An 18311-nucleotide genomic window follows, 5' to 3' on the forward strand; every position below is an offset into this window, starting at 1 on the left:
CCGCGCTTCCGGGCGCCAGGGGCCGTCACTCTTTGGGCAGATGGGTGTTCGGCAGGTTGGGCGCATCTTCCGGCTTGGTGACGTCCACGAAGTCGCCGTCGATGACGGTGGTGGCGCGCGCGGGGGCGCCATGTCCCCCGCCCGTCGTGCGTACGGTGAAGGTGGCGCCCGACAGGCGCTGGGCCTGGCCCAGCAGGGCGCGGCGCACCGGGGGGATCAGCAGGGCGGCGCCCGCGAGGTCGCTGATGAAGCCCGGGACGGCGAACAGTACGCCGGCGGTGGCCAGGCACAGGCCATCCCACGCCTCCACCACCGGGGCTTGGCCCGGTCCCAGGCCGGCGGCCTTGCGCAGGGCGTCCAGCCCCTGGCGCTGCACCAGCCACAACCCGACGATGGTGGACAGCACCACCAGGGCCACGGTGCCCAGCACGCCCACCTTCTCCCCCACCCAGGCGAAGGCGGCGATTTCCGCCAGCAGATAAGCGATGAGCAGGAGGGGAAGGCGCATAAGCTTGCTCTTTCTCCAAGCGCCCCCTATCTACAGCAAGAGGGCCGGCGGTGATGACTGTTCGGTCTTAACATGGTGGGGCGAGGGCCCGCTATCCAGTCTCCGCCTTGAGGCTGATACGCGGGTTTATTCAAGCGCCGGAGGTTCGAAGTCTACGATGGGCGACAACTCCTACTTCTTCGAAATCATCATCTTCGCGATGATCGCCGTGTTCCTGGCCTATCAGCTGCATAAGGCGCTGGGCCGCAAGACCGGTGAGGAGCGTGAGCGCCCCAACCCGTTCACCGTGGTGCCGCCGCCCTCTGGGCCGACCACGCAAGGGCCCGCCCACGGCGCCCGCCCGCCGGTCTTCCAGGTGGGGCCGGCCCCGGTGATCGAGGGCACGGCCCGCGACGTCATCCCGCCCGACTATGACGGCCCCCTGTCGCTAGAGGCTGGCCTTGCCCGCATCCACCAGGCCGATCCCAGCTTCGACGAACGCCATTTCCTGAAGGGCGCGGAAAGCGCCTTCGCCATCATCGTCGATGCCTTCGCCCGGGGCGACACGAATGCCTTGCGGCCCTTGCTGGCCGATGCCGTCTACAACGACTTCGCCAAGGCCATCCAGGCGCGCGCCCAGGCGGGCGAAACGCTGGAGGCGCACATCCAGGCCTTCGACGCCGTGGACATGGTGCAGGCCCGGCTGCTGCAGGGCCAGGCCCTCTGCACGGTCAAGTTCATCACGCACCAGACCAACGTCACCCGCGATGCCCAGGGCCGCGTGGTGGACGGCGACGCCACCACCCCGGCGGAGGTGGTGGACATCTGGACCTTCGCCCGCGACACCAAGTCGTCCGACCCGAACTGGCGCCTGGTCGAAACCCGGGTCCCCTAATAAGCGGCGTGCATCGAGCGGCGCTAGTCGCGGGGCAAATAGCGATGCGGTTCGCGCATCCGGTGTTTCCTTCGGGCGGCGATCCGTTTTAAGGTCCGGCTCGACCTGATCCAGCCGTCTCGCGAGGAACCTTTGCCCATGCCGTGCCGGCCTGTTCTCGCCCGCGTGGCGCGCGGGGTGATGGGCGCCCTGCTGTCGCTGACCGCCGCCTGTTCGCTGTTCACCACGGAAGAGCCGGCCCCGCCCGCGCCGGCCCCGGGCGCCAAGCTGGTGCTGCAGCCCGCGACATACGCGGACCTGCCCGGTTGGCAGGCGGACCGGGTGTCCGAGGCGCTGCCCGCCCTGCTGCGTTCCTGCGAGAAAATGCTGCGCCAGACCACGGGCGTGGCCGGCAAGCCGCAGGACTGGAACGCCCCCTGTTCCGCCCTGAAAAACCTGCCGCCGGGAAACGAGGCCATGGCCCGCGCCGCGCTGGAGCGCTGGTTCCAACCCTGGCGCGCCACCGACAACGGCAATCCGGACGGTCTGTTCACCGGCTATTACGAGGCGGAACTGCGTGGCAGCCGCACGCGCCACGGCCGCTACACCGTTCCCCTGTACCGTCGCCCGCCCGACCTTGTGATGGTCGACCTGGGCGAGTTCCGGGACAGCCTGAAGGGCCAGCGCATCGCCGGCCGGGTCGCGGACGGCAAGCTGAAGCCCTATGAGGACCGCCGTCGCATCGACGCCGGCGCCCTGACCGGCAAGGGGCTGGAACTGGTGTGGCTGGACGACGCCGTCGACGCCTTCTTCCTGCACATCCAGGGCTCCGGCCGGGTGGTGCTGGAGGGGGGCGGCGAGATGCGCGTGGCGTATGACGGCCAGAACGGCTGGCCCTATGTCGCCATCGGCCGCCAGATGGTGGCGGACGGCAAGCTGGACCGTGATGGGGTGACCATGCAATCCATACGCGCCTGGCTGGCCGCCAATCCGGGCCAGGCCCAGGCCACCATGGAAGGCAACCCGTCCTACGTGTTCTTCAAGGCGCTGGAGGGTGACGGCCCCCTGGGCGCCGAGGGTGTGGCGCTGACGCCCGGCCGCTCGCTGGCGGTGGATCACACCCATGTCCCCTATGGCCTGCCCGTCTGGCTGGACGTCACTGACCCGGAGGACAGCGACAAGCGCCTGTCCCGCCTGATGGTGGCGCAGGACACGGGCGGCGCCATCCAGGGCCCCGTGCGCGGTGACGTCTTCTGGGGCCACGGTCCCCAGGCGGAGCAGCGCGCCGGCCTGATGAAAAGCCGGGGCGGCTATTGGCTGCTGCTGCCGCGCACGGTGACGCCGCCGGCGGTTACGGTGCCGGCTGGGCCGGCGTCATGACCCGGCAGCGCCGGGCGCCGACGTCGGATGAAATCCGCCTGTGGCGTGAGGTGATGCGCGACGCCGCCCCCCTGCGCCGGTCGGGCGCCCTACCGCCGCCGCCGCCAGCGCCGCCCGTGGCCGAACCGCCCCCGGCCCCGCCGTCCACCCCGGCAGCCGTCAAACCGCCGGTGAATCCGGCCCCGGCGCCCCTGGCCCACCCGCCCCTGGTCTTCGGGGCCCGGGCCGGCCTGGACCGTCGTACCGACGACCGCCTGCGCCGTGGCCAACTGGTCATCGATGGCCGCCTGGACCTGCACGGCATGACCCAGGCTGAAGCGCACGGCGCCCTGAACGCCTTCGTCGTCCGCGCCCACCGCGAGGGCCGCCGCACCCTGTTGATCATCACCGGCAAGGGCTCCGGCGGCACGCACCTGGGGACGGACCGGGAAAAGGGCATCCTGCGGGTGGCCGTGCCCCGCTGGCTGGCGGAGGCGCCATTGCGCCCCCTGGTGCTGGCCATCCGCCACGCCCAGCCCCAGCATGGCGGTGGCGGCGCGCTCTATGTCCTGTTGAAGCGCCAGCGCCCATGACCCCGTTCGGTCAGCGGATGCGCGACCTGCGCGAGCGGCACGGCCTGTCGCTCAAGGACATGGCCGCCGCCCTGCACATTTCCTCCGCCTACCTGTCGGCCTTGGAGCATGGCCGCAAGGGCACCCCGTCGCCCATGCTGGTGCGCCAGATCTGCGGCTATTTCGGCATCATCTGGGATGAGGCGGAGGAGATGGAGCGCCTGGCCCAGCTGTCCGACCCGCGCGTGGTGGTGGACACCAGCGGCCTGCACCCCAAGGCCACGCTGGCCGCCAACCGCCTGGCCGAACGCATCGGCCGGATGGATGAGGCGACGCTGGACCGGCTGCTGGCGCTGATCGGGCCCCCCTGACCCGATACCCCCTTTGCCGCCGCGCGGTTTCATGCGACGAAACAGACCCGGTGGTGAAACGGGGCAGCCCTGCGGTCGATTCCACTCGAACGCCGGCGGTCGCTCGGTTTAGAATGTTTATAGTTTCCCGCCCTCACCGGGGCCGGCCCACCATTCCGTTTTTCCACCATTCCGATTTCTGGGAGCGTCCCCATGCCATCGCGTCTTGAACAGCTTTGCATCCAGAAGGGCCTCAAGATGACCGAGCAGCGGCGGGTGATCAGCCGCGTGCTGTCCGAAGCCATGGACCACCCGGATGTGGAGCAGGTGTATCGCCGTGCCGTGGAGATCGACCCCAACATCTCCATCGCCACGGTCTACCGCACCATGCGGCTGTTCGAGGAAGCCAACGTCATCGAGCGGCTGGACTTCGGCGACGGCCGCGCCCGGTACGAGGAAATCCGGGATGAGCATCACCACCACCTGATCGACCTGCAGTCGGGTGAGGTGATCGAGTTCCGCAGCGAGGAGCTGGAGCGCCTGAAGGAAAAGGTGGCGGCCGAGCTGGGGTATGAGTTGATCGGCCACCGGCTGGAACTGTACGGCGTGCCCTTGAACCGCGCCAAGCGGTCCTGACGCGCGTCCGAAAGGTCCGGCCCCATGGTCTGCCGCGACAATTCCCCTGCCGACTGCTGCCGTCCCGCCGTGGTGCGGGCCTACCAGGAGATGCGTGGCCGGGGGCAGCCGGAAAAGTTCTGCCTTGAGGCGGCGATCACCGTCTATCGCTATCACCACCCCAGCCCGGACAACCTTCCGCCAGAGGTGATGGCCATGGTGACGGGCTGGGTGCACGACGGCCCCCGGCACTGACGGCGCCCGCCGCCGCCTCCCTTGTCGACGTTTGACAGCACCCTGCCCCTGCGCCCCTTGCACTGGTCAAGGCGTCCGCCCGCCCGTATGGTCCGGCGCCATCAGCAGCCCCCCAGCAGAGGCGACGCCCCATGATTCCGCGTTACAGCCGCCCCCAGATGGTCAAGATTTGGGAACCCGAGAACCGGTTCCGGATCTGGTTCGAGATCGAGGCCCATGCCTGCGACGCGCAGGCCGAGCTGGGCGTCATCCCCAAGGAGGCGGCCGCCGCGGTGTGGGAGCGCGCGAAGTGGGACGTGGCCCGCATCGATGAGATCGAGCGCGAGACCAAGCACGACGTCATCGCCTTCCTCACCAACCTGGCGGAGCATGTCGGCCCCGAGGCCCGCTTCGTCCACCAGGGCATGACCTCCAGCGACGTGCTGGACACCTGCCTGGCGGTGCAGCTGAAAGAGGCCACCGACCTGTTGCTGGCGGACATGGACGCCCTGCTGGCCGCCCTGGCGCGCCGGGCGCAGGAGCACAAGTACACCCCCAGCATCGGCCGCAGCCATGGCATCCACGCCGAGCCGGTGACCTTCGGCCTGAAGCTGGCCGGCCACTACGCCGCCTTCAAGCGTGGCCGTGACCGCCTGGCCGCCGCGCGGGACGAGATCGCCACCTGCGCCATCTCCGGTGCCGTCGGCACCTTCGCCAACATCGATCCCCGGGTCGAAGAGCATGTGGCGGCCAAGCTGGGCCTGACGGTGGAGCCGATGTCCACCCAGGTCATCCCGCGCGACCGCCATGCCATGTACTTCGCCGTGCTGGCGGTCATCGCCGCCAGCATCGACAACCTGGCGACCGAGGTCCGCCACCTGCAGCGCAGCGAAGTGCGCGAGGCCGAGGAATATTTCAGCCCGGGCCAGAAGGGCTCGTCGGCCATGCCGCACAAGCGCAACCCGGTGCTGTCGGAAAACCTGTCGGGCCTGTCCCGCCTGATCCGCAGCCACGTGGTGCCGGCGCTGGAGAATGTCACCCTGTGGCATGAGCGCGACATCAGCCATTCCTCGGTGGAACGCGTCATCGCCCCCGATGCCACCATCGCGCTGGACTTCGCCCTGTCCCGCCTGACCGGCATGATCGACAAGCTGGTGGTCTATCCAGAAAACATGCAGCGCAACCTGGACATGCTGGGCGGCCTGCACAACAGCCAGCGCGTCCTGCTGGCCCTGACCCAGGCCGGCATGAGCCGCGAGGACGCCTACCGCGCCGTGCAGCGCAACGCCATGCCGGTGTGGCTGGAGGGCAAGGACTTCCGCACCTTGCTGAAGGCCGACGCCGACGTGGCCAAGCACCTGACGGCCGACCAGATCGACGGCGCCTTCGACCTGGACTACCACACCAAGCACGTCGACACGGTCTTCAAGCGCGTGTTCGGGGAATGAAGCACTGCCAACGGCGCGAGTTCGACCTCACGCCGTTGCGGGACGCGACCGCGTCCCCCGGGAGTTTCGCGGGTAGCGTCAGCGGACTGCGAAACGAGGAAGCCAAGCCGGCGGATGCTGGCGCCCGGCGCCTGAGGGAACAATAAAAAAGGGGCGGTCCCGCGTGGGCCGCCCCTTTTAATCCCTGTGATCCCTAGGGTGGATCAGTCGGTCATCATCTGCTGGCGGGCCACTTCCAGCGTGTGCTCCATCTCCTTCTCCACGCGGTGGGCGGAGATGTCGACGCCCTTGGCGGTGAAGTCGGCCATGATGCGGGCCAGAATGTCCTGGTGGCCAGGCTCCTTCAGGTCTTCCGACACCATTTCCTTGGCATAGGCGGCGACCTCGTCGCCCGTCAGGCCCAGTTGCTCGGCGGCCCATTCGCCGACCAGGCGGGCGCGGCGGACGTAGATGCGGAACAGCAGTTCCTCGTCATGCTTGAACTTGGCCTCGAAGGCCTGTTCGCGTTCGTCAAACGTCGTCATCGCTATTCCTCGAAGCGCAGCTCTGGGTGGTTTGGATTTCCCCCGGCAGCCTTATATATCGGGTGGTCGCTTTCGGTCTACATCCCCCAGGGCTAAGCGTCGCACCCTGGCCCATTGAGCCCGGGGTCACTCGCTCCTGGGGGAAGCCCATACCCTGTCAGGTGCCGTCATCCCATGTGCAGTGTCATCCTTCTCCGCCGTCCGGGCCACGCCTGGCCCCTGATCGTCGCCGCCAACCGCGACGAGATGAACGATCGCCCTTGGCTGCCCCCCGCCCGCCATTGGCCCGACCGGCCGGAGGTGGTGGCCGGCAAGGATGAGCTGGCCGACGGCAGCTGGTGCGGGCTGAACGATACCGGGGTGCTGGCCGCCATATTGAACCGCGAGGGCACGCTGGGCCCGGCGGCGGGCAAGCGGTCGCGCGGGGAGCTGGTGCTGGAGGCCCTGGATCATGCCGACGCCCCGATGGAGGCGCTGTCCGACCTGGACACCCGCGCCTACCGCCCCTTCAACCTGCTGTTGGCCGACAACCGTGACGCCTGGCTGCTGGAACACACGGGCGAGGCGGGACGCACCCGCGTGCGGGTGACCCCCATTCCCGAAGGGGTCTCCATGATCACGGCGCGGGGCCTGAACGCCGCCGACTGCCCTCGGACCCGGCGCTACCGCCCCCTGTTCGCCGCCGCCCCGGCGCCCGATCCCGAGACGGTCGCGTCTTCCGGTTCGTGGGGGCCGGAATGGGAAATGCTGCTGGCCAGCCGGATCAGCGGGGACGGTGATGACCCGCGGGAGGCGATGTGCATCGTCGTGCCGTCCATCGGGGGGAGGGGCAGCTTCCAGACCACCAGCAGTTCGCTCATCGCCCTGCCGGCCATGGACCGGCCCGGCGTGCCGCCCCGCTGGCGCTTCGCCGCCGGGCGGCCGGACCTGGTGCCCTTCCAGGACCTGGATTTGGGTTGATCGCCCTCTCCGTATAGGCGCCCGGCGTGGGGCGGGGGGTGGCTGGCGTTGTACAGAACCCCATTGCTTGCTATATCCTGGCCATATCAGGGCCGGCCTTTGGGCGCGGGCGTTCCGCTATGCGCACGTTCGCCCGATGCCGCCCGCATCCGTTCGTTCGAAAGAAGTGATCCCATGTCTCGACGCCGGCGGATCTACGAAGGCAAGGCCAAAGACCTGTTTGAAGGGCCCGAGCCCGGCACGCTGGTTCAGTACTTCAAGGATGATACGTCCCATGAGCACAAGAAGGGCGTCATCACCGGCAAGGGCGTGCTGAACAACCGCATCTCCGAATACCTGATGACCCGCCTGGGTGAGATGGGTGTGCCCACCCACTTCGTCCGCCGCCTGAACATGCGCGAGCAGCTGGTGCGCGAGGTGGAGATCATCCCGGTCGAGGTGGTGGTGCGCAACGTCGCCGCCGGCTCGCTCAGCAAGCGCTTCGGCATTCCCGAGGGGACGCAGCTGCCCCGCTCCATCATCGAGTTCTATTACAAGTCCGACGAGCTGGGCTGCCCCATGGTGTCGGAGGAGCACATCACCGCCTTTGGCTGGGCGGGACCCCAGGACCTGGACGACATGCTGTCGCTCAGCCTGCGCATCAACGACTACCTGTCCGGCCTGTTCCTGGGCACGGGCCTGAAGCTGGTGGACTTCAAGGTGGAGTTCGGCCGGCTGTGGGACAATGACGAGATGCGCATCGTCCTGGCCGATGAGATCAGCCCGGACAATTGCCGCCTGTGGGACATCAAGACCAACGAGAAGCTGGACAAGGACCGCTTCCGCCAGGACCTGGGCAAGGTCGAGGAGGCCTATCAGGAGGTGGCGCGCCGCCTGGGCATCCTGCCCGAGGGCGGACCGGGCGATATCAAGGCGCCCAAGCTGATGCAGTGAGTTCGGTCCGGGGGCGGTTTCGCCCCCGGGCTTTTTCATATCCCCGTTCGCGTAAAACTAGCCAGGAAGAGCATCGATCATGAAGGCCAAGGTTACCGTCACGCTGAAGCACGGCGTCCTCGATCCCCAGGGCAAGGCCATCGGCCACGCCCTGCAGACCCTGGGCTTCGACGGCGTGGGCGAAGTCCGTCAGGGCAAGCTGATCGAGCTGGAACTGGAAGAGACCGACGCCGCCAAGGCCAAGGCTGCGGTGGAGGCCATGTGCCAGCGTCTGCTGGCCAACACGGTCATCGAAAACTACGCCATCGAACTGGTGTGAGTTCCGGTCCCGGGGGGACGGTGTTCAGCCGCCCCCCGGTGCCCCTTATTCCGCCGGCTTCAGCCCGGCGATGAAATAGCCCAGCGCCCGGTCGAATGCGGCGTCGGCGCTTTCTCCCTGGATGCCGGCCAGGGCCGCCGCCATCAGCGGCGCCTCGGGACCCACCTCCGGCACGATGTCGCCGTTGCGGTCGGGCGCATCCATGGCGCGCGCCTGTTCCTCCAGCACCCATCCCACGACGAAGCGCGACAGCGCCACCACGATGGACAGCGCGTCCGCCGGTGCGAAGCCATGTCCGCACAACAGGCGCAGTTGTGCCTCCACCAACGGAATTTGCTCCCGTGCCGGGCCTGTGCCGGCATGCACGCGGGCGCCGTCGCGATAGGCCAGCAGGGCATGGCGGAAGCTGCGGGCGTTGAGGGTCAGCCAGGACCGCCAGTCTGCCTCCGCCTCGGGCGGCCATACATGCTTGTGCCGCGCCAGCATGGCCACGGCCATGGCGTCCAGCAGAGCGCGCTTGTTGCGGAAATGCCAGTACAACGTGGGGGACTGCACGCCCAGGCGCGCCGCCAGCAGGCGGGTGCTGAGCCCGTCCATGCCCACCTCGTTCAACAAATCCAAAGCCGCGCGCACCACCGTATCGCGGGTTAACCTGCCCTCTGGCCGCATGCCGTCCTCCGTTCCCGCTTGACTCTCTATCATCGATAGGGAAAATGCAACTCTATCAGTGATAGAGAGCAAGGCGTGGCCGTCATGAACAAGGCGCTGTCTGTGGTTTTCCTGGCTGTGGCGCTGGATGCGGTGGGTATCGGCATCATCCTGCCCATCCTGCCGGGGCTGTTGCGCGAACTGGCGGGGACGGACGACGTGGCGCCACTGTACGGCCTGCTGCTGGCGGCCTTCGCGCTCATGCAGTTCTTCTGCGCCCCGGTCCTGGGCGCCCTCAGCGACCGCTACGGACGGCGGCCTATCCTGCTGCTGTCGCTGGCCGGTGGGGCGCTGGACTATCTGGCCCTGGCCTGGTCGCCCAACCTCTGGGTCGTCGCCGCCGGGCGCATCCTGGCCGGCATCACTTCCGCCAACATGGCGGTCATCACCGCCTATATCACCGACACGACGGAGGGGGCGGGGCGGGCCAAGCAGTACGGGCGCATGGGGGCCGCCTTCGGCATCGGCTTCATCGTTGGCCCGGCGCTGGGCGGGCTGCTGGGCATGGTGTCATTGCGGGCGCCCTTCCTGCTGGCGGCCGGCCTGACCGCCCTGAACTTCCTGCTGGCCTTGCTGGTGCTGCCGGAGTCGCGCCCGGTTTCGGCGGAGCGCAAGCCCATCACCCTGGGGGCGCTGAACGCGCTCGCCTCCCTGCGTTGGGTCGTCACCGTGCCGGTGCTGGCGCGGCTGCTGGTGGTCTACGTCCTGGCGGAGGCGGCGGGCCAGCTCGCCGGTTCCTTGTGGGTGTTGAACGGCCAGGACCGTTTCGCCTGGGACGCGGCGGTGGTGGGATGGTCGCTGGCCGCCTACGGCCTGTTGCACGCCCTGGCGCAATCCTTCGTGACCGAGCCGGTGATCCGCCGGCTGGGGGAGAGGGGGGCCTTCATCCTGGCGGCGGTGGCCGACGCCGTCGCCTACATCGTCATGGCCTTCGCCACCCATGGCATGGCCGTTTTCCTCATCATGCCGCTGTTCTCCCTTGGCGGCATTGTCGAGCCCGCGCTGAAGGCGCTGATGTCCTTCCGGGTGGGCGCGAGCCGGCAGGGGGAGTTGCAGGGCACGCTGGCGGCGCTGGGCAGCCTGGTGGGCATCGGCGGTCCCCTGGTCTTCACCGCCGTCTATGGCGCCACCCGGACCAGCATGCCCGGTGCCGTCTGGCTGCTGGGCGTTCTGGCCTACGCCGTCGCCGTTCCGCTGCTGCCCAGCCGCAAGGCGTTGACGCCAACGGAGCCACCCGCCGAGGCGCCGTCGGGGGAATGAGGGCGGGCTTCAGCGCTCCCCCTCCGCGTGCTTCAGCAGGTTGTCACGCAGGCGGCTCACGGTCTTTTGCACCGTCTTGAATTCCTCCGGCGTCAGGCCGCTGGCCTGAACCAGCGTGCGCTGGCCCCCTTTTTCCCGAAGGTGCCTGCCGACGGGGGTCAGGCTGACCCGTACCTGGCGTTCGTCCGCCGGGTCGCGCCGGCGCTGCAGGTAGCCCAGCGACTCCAGCTTTTTCAGGATGGGTGTCAGGGTGTTCGATTCCAGGAACAGCTTCTCGCCCAGGCCGCTGACCGTCTGGTCGTCCTGCTCCCACAAGGCGACGATTGTGATCCACTGGGTATAGGTGACGCCCAGTTCGTCCAGGATCGCCTTGTAGGCGCGGCCGTATGCCAAATTCGCGGAATAGACGGCGAAGCATAGGAAGTCCGCCAGCTTGGGCAGGGAGGCGGGGGGAGCCACCTCATCCGGTGGGGGGGCGGTGGGCTTGGGGGCATCCGGGTGCGTCATCGATGTTTCTTTCCAAAGGGGGGAACGGAGGGCGCTCCCGCCTCTTCCGCCGATATAGCACGGATGCGATTAAATCGGGAATTGACGCGCCGCTGAACGGAGTCTATTAAATCGTATCCGATTAAAGCGGATACGTTAATCATGAGGATGATCCCCATGGCCTCCCTCATCCTGGCGTACCTGGCGGGTGTGCTGACCTTTGCCGCCCCCTGCATCCTGCCCCTGCTGCCCATCGTGGCCGCGCCTGCGGTCCCTGCCCCTGTGGTTTCCGGCCGTCCGGGGCGCGGCTTTCGCGCCCTGCCGCTGCTGTTGGGCCTGGCGGTGGCCTTCGCCGTTTCCGCCAGCTTGGCGGCCGCGGGTGGCTGGGCGGTGGCGGCCAACCAATATGGCCGGGCCTTGGGCTTGGCCCTGGTCGCCCTGTTCGGCTTGGCCATGATCTGGCCGGCCCTGGCCGACCGCCTGGCCGCCCCGCTGGTGACCGTGGGCGCCCGTTTGGCCGCCCGGTTCAACACCGGCGCCGACCGCACGGTCGTTTCATCCCTGGTGCTGGGGCTGGCCACGGGCCTGGTGTGGGCGCCTTGCGCCGGGCCGGTGCTGGGCCTGATCCTCAGCGCCGCCGCCCTGCGCGGGCCGGGCCTGGACACCACCCTGCTGTTGTTCGTCTACGCCCTGGGCGCCGCCACGCCGCTGGCCATCGTGATGGCCGGGGGCGGGCGGCTGATCCGCGCGCTGCCCCCGGGCGCTTCACGCTGGACGGAGAGCCTGCGCAGGCTGGTGGGCGGGACGGTGGTGGCCACGGCGGTGATGGGCGCCGCCGGCCTGGACAGCCGTCTATTCCTGGGCGTGCCGGCCCTGGCGACCGACAAGGTGGAACGGGCGCTGGTCAAGGTGCTGGGCTTCCACCCGGTCGGCGCCGCCCAGGCGGCGACCCTGGCCGCCACCCCGCCTCTGACCGGCCCCCTGGCCGACGTGCTGAAGGCCAAGGCCTGGGTCAACACCCCCGGCCTGACGGCGGACGCCCTGCGTGGCCATGTGGTGCTGGTGAACTTCTGGACCTATTCCTGCATCAACTGCCTGCGCGCCTTGCCCCATGTCCGCCAATGGGCGGCGCGGTACAAGGACCGGGGCCTGGTAGTCGTGGGTGTCCACACCCCGGAATTCGCCTTTGAGCGGGATGTGGACAACATCACCAGGGCCGCCGCCACCCTGGACGTGACCTACCCCGTGGCGGTGGACAGCGATTATCGCATCTGGCGCGCCTTCGACAACCAGGCCTGGCCGGCCCTGTACGTGGTGGGCGCCGATGGTCGCGTCCTCTACCAGGCTTTCGGGGAGGGCGACTACGACAAGACGGAACGCGTCATCCGCAAGGCGCTGGCGGATGCCCAGGCCGCACCCGCTGCCCAAGACCCCGCTGCCCAAATCTCTGCCGGCCGGGCCCCCGTCCCCGCTGTCCAGGGTGAGGGCACGCAGGCCGCCGCCGACCTCAACGACCTGGGCTCACCCGAAACCTATGTGGGGTATGGCGAAGGCCAGCGCTATTCCGGTGGCGATGACATCGTGGCCGACGCCCCCGCGCGCTATCGCCCGGCCGCCAACTTGCGCCTGAACCGCTGGACTCTCGCGGGCGACTGGACGGTGGGCCGGGAATTCGCCACCGCAGGCCAGGCCGGTGCCCGCATCGCCTATCGCTTCCACGCCCGTGATCTGCACCTGGTGCTGGCGCCGGGCGCCGATGGCCAACCCGTCCGCTTCCGGGTGCGCATCGACGGCGCCGCCCCTGGCGCCGACCACGGCACCGATGTGGACGCCGACGGTACGGGCACGGTACGCGCCGCCAAGCTCTATCAGCTGGTCCGCCAGTCCGGCCCGGTGGCCGATCACACCTTCGAGATCGAGTTCCTGGACCCCGGTGCCCGTGCCTACGCCTTCACCTTCGGCTGATCCGCCCTATTCCCCGCCAATTTCCGTTACCGGAGACCCCCATGTCCGCCCCTGTGGTCAATCTGGCCCGCCGCCGCCTGTTCGGGGCCGCCGCCATCGCCGCCGCTGCCCCGTTCGGCCTTCTCACCAGTGCCAAGGCGGCTGCCGCTGAAAAGGCCCCACCGGCCCCATCCGGACCCCTCAAGGTCTTCACGGGCCTGAGGCAGGTGGCCGCCGGCCCGCTGTCCATCGGCTATGTCGATGCCGGCCCGGCCCAGGGCCCTGTCGTCATCCTGCTGCACGGGTGGCCCTATGACATTCACGCCTTCATCGACGTGGTGCCGTTGCTGACGGCGGCGGGCCACCGCGTGATCGTGCCCCACCTGCGCGGCTTCGGCACAACCCGCTTCATTTCAGGCCAGACCTTGCGCAATGGCGAACCCGCGGCGCTGGCCGCCGACGTCATCGCCTTGATGGACGCGTTGGAAATCGACAAGGCCGTGATCGCCGGCTTCGACTGGGGCGCCCGCTCCGCCGACATCGTGGCCGCCCTGTGGCCGGAGCGGTGCCGCGCCCTGGTATCGGTCAGCGGTTATCTTATCGGCAGCCAGGAGGCGGGGCGCAAGCCGCTGCCGCCCCAGGCGGAACTGTCCTGGTGGTACCAGTTCTACTTCGCGACGGATCGGGGCCGGCAGGGCTACGAGTCCAACCGTTTGGACTTCAATCGCCTGATCTGGCGGCTGGCATCTCCCAAATGGGGCTTTGACGAGGCCACGTACCAGCGGTCGGCCGCCGCCTTCGACAACCCGGACCATGTCGCCATTGTCATTCACAATTACCGCTGGCGCCTGGGCCTGGCGGAGGGCGAGGCGCACTACGCGGCGTTTGAGCGCCAGCTGGCCGCCGCCCCCGTCGTCACCGTCCCCACCATCACGCTGGAGGGCGACGCCAACGGCGCCCCGCATCCCGAGCCCGCCGCCTATGCCGCCAAGTTCACCGGCCCCTACGCCCACCGGCTGGTCACGGGCGGCATCGGCCACAACCTGCCGCAGGAGGCGCCGCGGGCCTTCGCCCAGGCGGTGCTGGATGTGGCGAGGCTCTAAATCAGCCCCTGCGCCCGAAAGCTGAAGTGCCGGCCCCGTCCGATGACCAAGTGGTCGTGCACCGATATCTCCAGGGCCTTGGCGGCCTCCACGATGGCCTTGGTCATCTGGATGTCCGCCCGGCTGGGGCTGGGATCGCCGCTGGGGTGGTTGTGCACCAGGATGACGCCGCTGGCCCCCAGTTCCAGCGCGCGCTTCAACACCTCGCGCGGGTAGGCCGCCGTCTGGTTGACCGTGCCGCGCTGCTGCACCTCGTCGCGCAGCAGCGCGTGCCGGCCGTCCAGGAACAGCACGCGGAACTGCTCCACCGGTTCGTGCGCCAGGGCACCTTGGCAGTAGTCCAGAAGCTTCTCCCATGACGACAGCACCGGCCGGTCCAGCAACTCCCGCCGCGCCATGCGCAGGGCGGCGGCGGCGACCACCTTGATGGCGCCGATGGCGGCGTCGCTCAGCTTGAATTCGTCGCGCAGGGTGGCCACCGGCGCCGACACCAGCCCCCAGAACGATCCGAAGCGGCCCAGCAACTGCTTGGCCAGCGGCTTCACGTCACGCCGGGGTATGGCTTGGAACAGCAGCAGTTCCACCAGCTCATAGTCCTGCAGGGCCTCCGGACCCTGGGTGAGGAAGCGGTCGCGCAGGCGGTCGCGATGGCCATGGTAGTGCGGGGGCGGCTCCTTCGCGGCTGGCGCCGCCAAATCGAGGTCCAGTACGGCGTCATTGTCCCGCTCGCGGCCCATGCCCATCCCCCTGCTCTCGCGTCCTGGCAGTATAGGCGGCGGGCAGTTCACCTGCCAGTGGCTGGCAGAAAAGGAAGGGCGGGACCCACGCCCGGTAAATCCTGCCTGTCCGCCGTGTCCGGACATGCCCGGACGGACAAGGCGGACACGGCGGACATAGGGGCGCGACTCGCCGGGAGCTGGCGTGGGGCAGCTTGGCGCCCATCTGGCACGCCTATTGCTTCGGAGGTACTCCGCCCGCCGAGAGGAGTTCCGCCACGATGCACGACCCCATTCCCCTATCCGCCGCCAAGACCCTCCGCGCCGAAAAATCCGCGGCTGCGGGGGAGGAGCGTGGATGGGAGCGTCTGCCCGGGATTCCTTTGGTTGAGGAGGAACGGCTGGGTGGCTACGCCCGGTCCCTGGGGCATGGCACGGTGTCGGAGATCCTCGTGCTTTATGCCGAATGCCTGGTGGACGCTGGGGCGGCGTTGGAACAAGCGTTGCAAGAGGCGGCACCGGAAGCGGTCCGGCATTACGCCTATCTGCTGACCGGGACGGCGGCGGAGATGGGAACGCCCCGCCTGGCCCATATCAGCCGCTTCCTGGCGCGCCGCGCGACCCAAGGCGTGGCGGAGGCGGAGGCCCTGGGCTCATTGCGCCAGGTGCTGGCCCATACCCAGACCGCCGTGAGCGATTTTCTGGACCGGCATATCCGGGGCGGGCAGGGGCAGGCGGTGCGCGCCTGAAACAAAAAACCCCGCCCGGTGGTGCCGGGCGGGGCTCTCGTCACACGCTGTCGCGGAATAGCGGTGTCAGGCCTTGGCCGCATAGGGCGGCCGATGGAAGCCGGCGGGAGACAGGGTGAAGATCTCACAGCCGTCCTTGGTCACGCCCACGGTGTGCTCGAACTGCGCCGACAGGCTCTTATCCTTGGTCACGGCGGTCCAGCCGTCGGACAGGATCTTCACGTCATAGCGGCCGATGTTGATCATGGGCTCGATGGTGAAGATCATGCCTTCCTTCAACTCGGTGCCCTGCCCGGGCTTGCCGAAATGCAGGACGGACGGGGCGGTGTGGAACACCTTGCCCACGCCGTGGCCGCAGAAGTCGCGTACGACGGAGAAGCGGTTGCCCTCGGCGAAGGTCTGGATGGCGTGGCCGATGTCGCCCAGGGTGGCGCCGGGGCGCACCGCCTGGATGCCGCGCATCATGGCCTCGTACGTCACGTCCACCAGCTTGCGCGCCTTCAGGGGCACGTCGTCGCCCACGAAGAACATGCGGCTGGTGTCGCCGTACCAGCCGTCGACGATGACGGTGACGTCGATGTTGGCGATATCGCCCTTCTGCAGACGCTTGTCGCTGGGAATGCCGTGGCAGACCACATGGTTGACGGAGATGCAGCAGGATTTGGGATAGCCGCGATAGCCCAGGGTGGCCGACGTGGCGCCATGGGCCTGCGTCCACTCCTCGCACAGCCGGTCGATTTCCTCCGTCGCCACGCCGGGCACGACGAACGGGGTCAGATAGTCCAGCAGCGCGGCGGCCGTCTGGCCGGCCTTGCGCATGGCGGCGAAGCCGTCCGCGCCATGAATGACGATGCCGCGGTCTTCCAGTTCGTACTCTTCATCCGCGGCGGCGGTCGCTTCGCCTCTGTTCATGCTCTCGAATCCATGCCTTCGGGGGCCGGCCTTGCCCAGCCTGACACCCCTCGCCAAACATACCCGACTCAACACCGGGGCCCGGCCACCGAATGGCGCCGGACATACGGTTTCGAACTTAGGCGCGCCAAGGCGGGACGGCAAGGCAATCCGGGGCAGGGCAGGCTTCCGAATCGGCACCCCCCGCCGGTTGGCGGCGGGAGATTTCCCCCTATAATCGCGGTATGCCCCCATGCGAGGAAAGCCTGCCCCATGACCGACGTCGCCGCCAGCACCGTGCCCACCGCCTGCCTGATCATCATCGGCAATGAGATCCTGTCCGGCCGCACCCAGGACGTGAACCTGAACCATCTGGCCAAGGTGCTGGGCGGCCTGGGTGTGCGCCTGAAGGAGGCGCGGGTGGTGGCGGACGATGAGGCGGCGATCATCGAGGCGGTGAACCAGACCCGCGCCCGCCACACCTACGTCTTCACCACCGGCGGCATCGGGCCCACCCATGACGACATCACGGCGGCCTGCGTGGCCAAGGCATTCGGCGTGCCCCTGCTGCGCGATCCCGAGGCGGTGCGCCGGCTGGAGGCGCACTACGCCGGCACGGGCCGGGAACTGAACGAGGCGCGGTTGCGCATGGCCAACGTGCCCCAGGGCGGAATCCTGATCGACAACCCGGTGTCGGCGGCCCCCGGCTTCCAGATCGGCAACGTTTTCGTCATGGCGGGCGTCCCCTCCATCATGCAGGCCATGCTGGCCGGCCTGACCAACCGCCTGGTGGGCGGCCCGGTGGTGCTGGCCCGCACCGTGCGCTGCCTGGTGGGGGAGGGGGAGTTGGCCGGCGGCCTCAGCACCATCCAGGACCGCTATGCCGACGTGGACATCGGCAGCTATCCCACCTACCGCGAGGGCCGCTTCGCCACCAGCCTGGTGCTGCGCAGCCCGGACGCGGCCCGCCTGGCCGCCGCCACCGATGAGGTCGCGGCCCTGGTGCGCGGCATGGGGGCGGAGGCAGAGGTGGTGGAGGGGGCGGCCTGACGGGGACGTCCTCCTCCGCATGCGTAACCGGTCTTGCCCTGGCGGCCCCACCTCCGCTAGGGTCCCTCCCGGCCTCGACCCTGGAACGCCCGCTTGGCGGAATTGGTAGACGCAAGGGACTTAAAATCCCTCGCCCTCACGGGCGTGCCGGTTCGATCCCGGCAGCGGGCACCAGGGGGCCTCATTCAAGGCGCGCGCTATTCCGCCGCCAGAGCCCGGGCCGTCGCCACTGGTTCCTTCTCGATCACCCTGAGATAGGCGAGGGTAGCGGCGTCCGGTTCCCTGCGCCCTTGCTCCCATTCCTGCAAGGTGCGCAAGGGAATGTGATACCGGACCGAAAAGTCCTCTTGAGACAGCCCTAAGGCTCGGCGAATGCGCTTGGCGGTGGCCTGGGGGCGCATCTTGGCCAACTGCTGATCACTAAAGGGGGTGTCGTCGGTCATGGCCTTCTTCCTCAGCGGCTGAAATAACGGGCGTGCTCTCGCTTATCAGCCGTCCTGACGGAAATGATCCGCGTGGCGTCTTGCCGTTCCGCGTAGACAACAGCGTAAACAACGCCCGCCACCAATCCCAGCGCCAGGAACCGATCTTCACCGTAGTCCATGGTGTCGTCCAGGAACTCCAGGAGATCGGGATCCCAGCAGCACCTGTCGGCCGAACCCAAGGTCAAGTCCATGCTTGCGCCGGTTGATCGCGTCCTTGGCGGGATCGAACTCGACCTTCATACGG

At 68.7% G+C, this 18311-nt stretch carries 23 protein-coding genes and 1 tRNA gene; 16 read left to right on the forward strand and 8 right to left on the reverse strand.

The window, feature by feature from the left end:
* Window positions 1–25 precede the first annotated feature (25 nt).
* On the reverse strand, window positions 26–508 hold the full coding sequence (locus UCD39_RS21105; RefSeq protein ID WP_330497744.1) for an FxsA family protein: 483 nt from the start codon (window positions 506–508) through the stop codon (window positions 26–28).
* Window positions 509–665: 157 nt separating this feature from the next.
* Between UCD39_RS21105 and UCD39_RS21110 the strand changes: the two genes are divergently transcribed.
* The 7 genes from UCD39_RS21110 to purB all read left to right on the forward strand — a co-directional run bounded on the left by UCD39_RS21110 (window position 666) and on the right by purB (window position 5939).
* A complete protein-coding gene (locus UCD39_RS21110; RefSeq protein WP_330497745.1) occupies window positions 666–1382 on the forward strand; it encodes a Tim44/TimA family putative adaptor protein in 717 nt (238 codons plus the stop codon).
* A gap of 138 nt (window positions 1383–1520) precedes the next feature.
* Window positions 1521–2741: a murein transglycosylase A gene (mltA, locus tag UCD39_RS21115; protein WP_330497746.1), complete on the forward strand. Its 1221-nt coding sequence runs from the start codon at window positions 1521–1523 to the stop codon at window positions 2739–2741.
* Window positions 2738–3313 (forward strand): Smr/MutS family protein, encoded by a 576-nt coding sequence (locus UCD39_RS21120; protein ID WP_330497747.1) that lies wholly within the window; start codon window positions 2738–2740, stop codon window positions 3311–3313. The genes mltA and UCD39_RS21120 overlap by 4 nt, the downstream gene beginning before the upstream one ends.
* Window positions 3310–3663 (forward strand): helix-turn-helix domain-containing protein, encoded by a 354-nt coding sequence (locus UCD39_RS21125; protein WP_330497748.1) that lies wholly within the window; start codon window positions 3310–3312, stop codon window positions 3661–3663. The genes UCD39_RS21120 and UCD39_RS21125 overlap by 4 nt, the downstream gene beginning before the upstream one ends.
* A 192-nt stretch (window positions 3664–3855) precedes the next feature.
* Window positions 3856–4278: a Fur family transcriptional regulator gene (locus UCD39_RS21130; protein ID WP_044564144.1), complete on the forward strand. Its 423-nt coding sequence runs from the start codon at window positions 3856–3858 to the stop codon at window positions 4276–4278.
* A 24-nt stretch (window positions 4279–4302) separates the two neighbouring features.
* Window positions 4303–4512: a hypothetical protein gene (locus UCD39_RS21135; protein WP_330497749.1), complete on the forward strand. Its 210-nt coding sequence runs from the start codon at window positions 4303–4305 to the stop codon at window positions 4510–4512.
* 131 nt (window positions 4513–4643) lie between these two features.
* Complete coding sequence (purB, locus tag UCD39_RS21140; protein WP_145734884.1) at window positions 4644–5939, forward strand: adenylosuccinate lyase; 1296 nt, start codon at window positions 4644–4646, stop codon at window positions 5937–5939.
* Window positions 5940–6142: 203 nt separating this feature from the next.
* Here the strand turns inward: purB and UCD39_RS21145 are convergent, their stop codons facing one another.
* Window positions 6143–6463 (reverse strand): DUF1476 domain-containing protein, encoded by a 321-nt coding sequence (locus UCD39_RS21145; RefSeq protein ID WP_330497750.1) that lies wholly within the window; start codon window positions 6461–6463, stop codon window positions 6143–6145.
* Between the two features lie 174 nt (window positions 6464–6637).
* On the opposite strand from UCD39_RS21145, the gene UCD39_RS21150 reads away from it, so the two are divergent.
* The 3 genes from UCD39_RS21150 (at window position 6638) to purS (ending at window position 8675) form a co-directional block, all read left to right on the forward strand.
* Complete coding sequence (locus UCD39_RS21150; RefSeq protein ID WP_330497751.1) at window positions 6638–7423, forward strand: NRDE family protein; 786 nt, start codon at window positions 6638–6640, stop codon at window positions 7421–7423.
* Window positions 7424–7597: 174 nt separating this feature from the next.
* Window positions 7598–8356, forward strand: coding sequence for a phosphoribosylaminoimidazolesuccinocarboxamide synthase (gene purC, locus UCD39_RS21155; protein WP_330497752.1), 759 nt, complete (start codon window positions 7598–7600; stop codon window positions 8354–8356).
* Between the two features lie 79 nt (window positions 8357–8435).
* A complete protein-coding gene (gene purS, locus UCD39_RS21160) occupies window positions 8436–8675 on the forward strand; it encodes a phosphoribosylformylglycinamidine synthase subunit PurS (RefSeq protein WP_145734887.1) in 240 nt (79 codons plus the stop codon).
* A 45-nt stretch (window positions 8676–8720) separates the two neighbouring features.
* On the opposite strand, the gene UCD39_RS21165 is transcribed toward purS, so the two are convergent.
* A complete protein-coding gene (locus UCD39_RS21165; protein ID WP_330497753.1) occupies window positions 8721–9344 on the reverse strand; it encodes a TetR/AcrR family transcriptional regulator C-terminal domain-containing protein in 624 nt (207 codons plus the stop codon).
* 84 nt (window positions 9345–9428) lie between these two features.
* Between UCD39_RS21165 and UCD39_RS21170 the strand changes: the two genes are divergently transcribed.
* Entirely contained in the window at window positions 9429–10643 is a 1215-nt protein-coding gene (locus UCD39_RS21170; protein ID WP_330497754.1) for a TCR/Tet family MFS transporter, read from the forward strand.
* Window positions 10644–10652: 9 nt separating this feature from the next.
* Here the strand turns inward: UCD39_RS21170 and UCD39_RS21175 are convergent, their stop codons facing one another.
* On the reverse strand, window positions 10653–11150 hold the full coding sequence (locus UCD39_RS21175; protein ID WP_330497755.1) for a MarR family winged helix-turn-helix transcriptional regulator: 498 nt from the start codon (window positions 11148–11150) through the stop codon (window positions 10653–10655).
* Between the two features lie 156 nt (window positions 11151–11306).
* On the opposite strand from UCD39_RS21175, the gene UCD39_RS21180 reads away from it, so the two are divergent.
* On the forward strand, window positions 11307–13094 hold the full coding sequence (locus tag UCD39_RS21180) for a redoxin family protein (RefSeq protein WP_330497756.1): 1788 nt from the start codon (window positions 11307–11309) through the stop codon (window positions 13092–13094).
* Between the two features lie 41 nt (window positions 13095–13135).
* Window positions 13136–14176, forward strand: coding sequence for an alpha/beta fold hydrolase (locus tag UCD39_RS21185; RefSeq protein ID WP_330497757.1), 1041 nt, complete (start codon window positions 13136–13138; stop codon window positions 14174–14176).
* Here UCD39_RS21185 and radC read toward each other — a convergent pair.
* Window positions 14173–14919: a RadC family protein gene (radC, locus tag UCD39_RS21190; RefSeq protein WP_330497758.1), complete on the reverse strand. Its 747-nt coding sequence runs from the start codon at window positions 14917–14919 to the stop codon at window positions 14173–14175. The two genes, UCD39_RS21185 and radC, sit on opposite strands and share 4 nt — an antisense overlap.
* Window positions 14920–15173: 254 nt before the next feature.
* On the opposite strand from radC, the gene UCD39_RS21195 reads away from it, so the two are divergent.
* Entirely contained in the window at window positions 15174–15641 is a 468-nt protein-coding gene (locus UCD39_RS21195; protein ID WP_330497759.1) for a hypothetical protein, read from the forward strand.
* 66 nt (window positions 15642–15707) lie between these two features.
* Here UCD39_RS21195 and map read toward each other — a convergent pair whose 3' ends face one another.
* On the reverse strand, window positions 15708–16553 hold the full coding sequence (map, locus tag UCD39_RS21200; RefSeq protein WP_330497760.1) for a type I methionyl aminopeptidase: 846 nt from the start codon (window positions 16551–16553) through the stop codon (window positions 15708–15710).
* A 252-nt stretch (window positions 16554–16805) separates the two neighbouring features.
* On the opposite strand from map, the gene UCD39_RS21205 reads away from it, so the two are divergent.
* A complete protein-coding gene (locus UCD39_RS21205) occupies window positions 16806–17582 on the forward strand; it encodes a competence/damage-inducible protein A (protein WP_330497761.1) in 777 nt (258 codons plus the stop codon).
* An 87-nt stretch (window positions 17583–17669) separates the two neighbouring features.
* A tRNA-Leu gene (locus UCD39_RS21210) sits at window positions 17670–17756 on the forward strand.
* Between the two features lie 23 nt (window positions 17757–17779).
* On the opposite strand, the gene UCD39_RS21215 is transcribed toward UCD39_RS21210, so the two are convergent.
* Both UCD39_RS21215 and UCD39_RS21220 read right to left on the reverse strand, forming a co-directional pair.
* On the reverse strand, window positions 17780–18025 hold the full coding sequence (locus tag UCD39_RS21215; RefSeq protein ID WP_330497762.1) for a helix-turn-helix domain-containing protein: 246 nt from the start codon (window positions 18023–18025) through the stop codon (window positions 17780–17782).
* 11 nt (window positions 18026–18036) lie between these two features.
* Entirely contained in the window at window positions 18037–18258 is a 222-nt protein-coding gene (locus UCD39_RS21220) for a BrnT family toxin (RefSeq protein WP_330497763.1), read from the reverse strand.
* Window positions 18259–18311 lie beyond the last annotated feature (53 nt).

This window comes from Nitrospirillum karajorum (assembly GCF_036348415.1).
GTDB lineage: Bacteria > Pseudomonadota > Alphaproteobacteria > Azospirillales > Azospirillaceae > Nitrospirillum > Nitrospirillum amazonense_B.

Coding starts and splice junctions, on each gene's coding strand:
- UCD39_RS21215 (WP_330497762.1), bottom strand. CDS start 18,025: ATGACCGACGACACCCCCTTTAGTGATCAGCAGTTGGCCAAGATGCGC.
- UCD39_RS21145 (WP_330497750.1), bottom strand. CDS start 6,463: ATGACGACGTTTGACGAACGCGAACAGGCCTTCGAGGCCAAGTTCAAG.
- radC (WP_330497758.1), bottom strand. CDS start 14,919: ATGGGCATGGGCCGCGAGCGGGACAATGACGCCGTACTGGACCTCGAT.
- UCD39_RS21110 (WP_330497745.1), top strand. CDS start 666: ATGGGCGACAACTCCTACTTCTTCGAAATCATCATCTTCGCGATGATC.
- UCD39_RS21125 (WP_330497748.1), top strand. CDS start 3,310: ATGACCCCGTTCGGTCAGCGGATGCGCGACCTGCGCGAGCGGCACGGC.
- UCD39_RS21220 (WP_330497763.1), bottom strand. CDS start 18,258: ATGGACTTGACCTTGGGTTCGGCCGACAGGTGCTGCTGGGATCCCGAT.
- map (WP_330497760.1), bottom strand. CDS start 16,553: ATGAACAGAGGCGAAGCGACCGCCGCCGCGGATGAAGAGTACGAACTG.
- UCD39_RS21135 (WP_330497749.1), top strand. CDS start 4,303: ATGGTCTGCCGCGACAATTCCCCTGCCGACTGCTGCCGTCCCGCCGTG.
- UCD39_RS21150 (WP_330497751.1), top strand. CDS start 6,638: ATGTGCAGTGTCATCCTTCTCCGCCGTCCGGGCCACGCCTGGCCCCTG.
- UCD39_RS21175 (WP_330497755.1), bottom strand. CDS start 11,150: ATGACGCACCCGGATGCCCCCAAGCCCACCGCCCCCCCACCGGATGAG.
- UCD39_RS21170 (WP_330497754.1), top strand. CDS start 9,429: ATGAACAAGGCGCTGTCTGTGGTTTTCCTGGCTGTGGCGCTGGATGCG.
- UCD39_RS21180 (WP_330497756.1), top strand. CDS start 11,307: ATGGCCTCCCTCATCCTGGCGTACCTGGCGGGTGTGCTGACCTTTGCC.
- purB (WP_145734884.1), top strand. CDS start 4,644: ATGATTCCGCGTTACAGCCGCCCCCAGATGGTCAAGATTTGGGAACCC.
- purS (WP_145734887.1), top strand. CDS start 8,436: ATGAAGGCCAAGGTTACCGTCACGCTGAAGCACGGCGTCCTCGATCCC.
- UCD39_RS21120 (WP_330497747.1), top strand. CDS start 2,738: ATGACCCGGCAGCGCCGGGCGCCGACGTCGGATGAAATCCGCCTGTGG.
- mltA (WP_330497746.1), top strand. CDS start 1,521: ATGCCGTGCCGGCCTGTTCTCGCCCGCGTGGCGCGCGGGGTGATGGGC.
- UCD39_RS21105 (WP_330497744.1), bottom strand. CDS start 508: ATGCGCCTTCCCCTCCTGCTCATCGCTTATCTGCTGGCGGAAATCGCC.
- purC (WP_330497752.1), top strand. CDS start 7,598: ATGTCTCGACGCCGGCGGATCTACGAAGGCAAGGCCAAAGACCTGTTT.
- UCD39_RS21195 (WP_330497759.1), top strand. CDS start 15,174: ATGCACGACCCCATTCCCCTATCCGCCGCCAAGACCCTCCGCGCCGAA.
- UCD39_RS21130 (WP_044564144.1), top strand. CDS start 3,856: ATGCCATCGCGTCTTGAACAGCTTTGCATCCAGAAGGGCCTCAAGATG.
- UCD39_RS21185 (WP_330497757.1), top strand. CDS start 13,136: ATGTCCGCCCCTGTGGTCAATCTGGCCCGCCGCCGCCTGTTCGGGGCC.
- UCD39_RS21205 (WP_330497761.1), top strand. CDS start 16,806: ATGACCGACGTCGCCGCCAGCACCGTGCCCACCGCCTGCCTGATCATC.
- UCD39_RS21165 (WP_330497753.1), bottom strand. CDS start 9,344: ATGCGGCCAGAGGGCAGGTTAACCCGCGATACGGTGGTGCGCGCGGCT.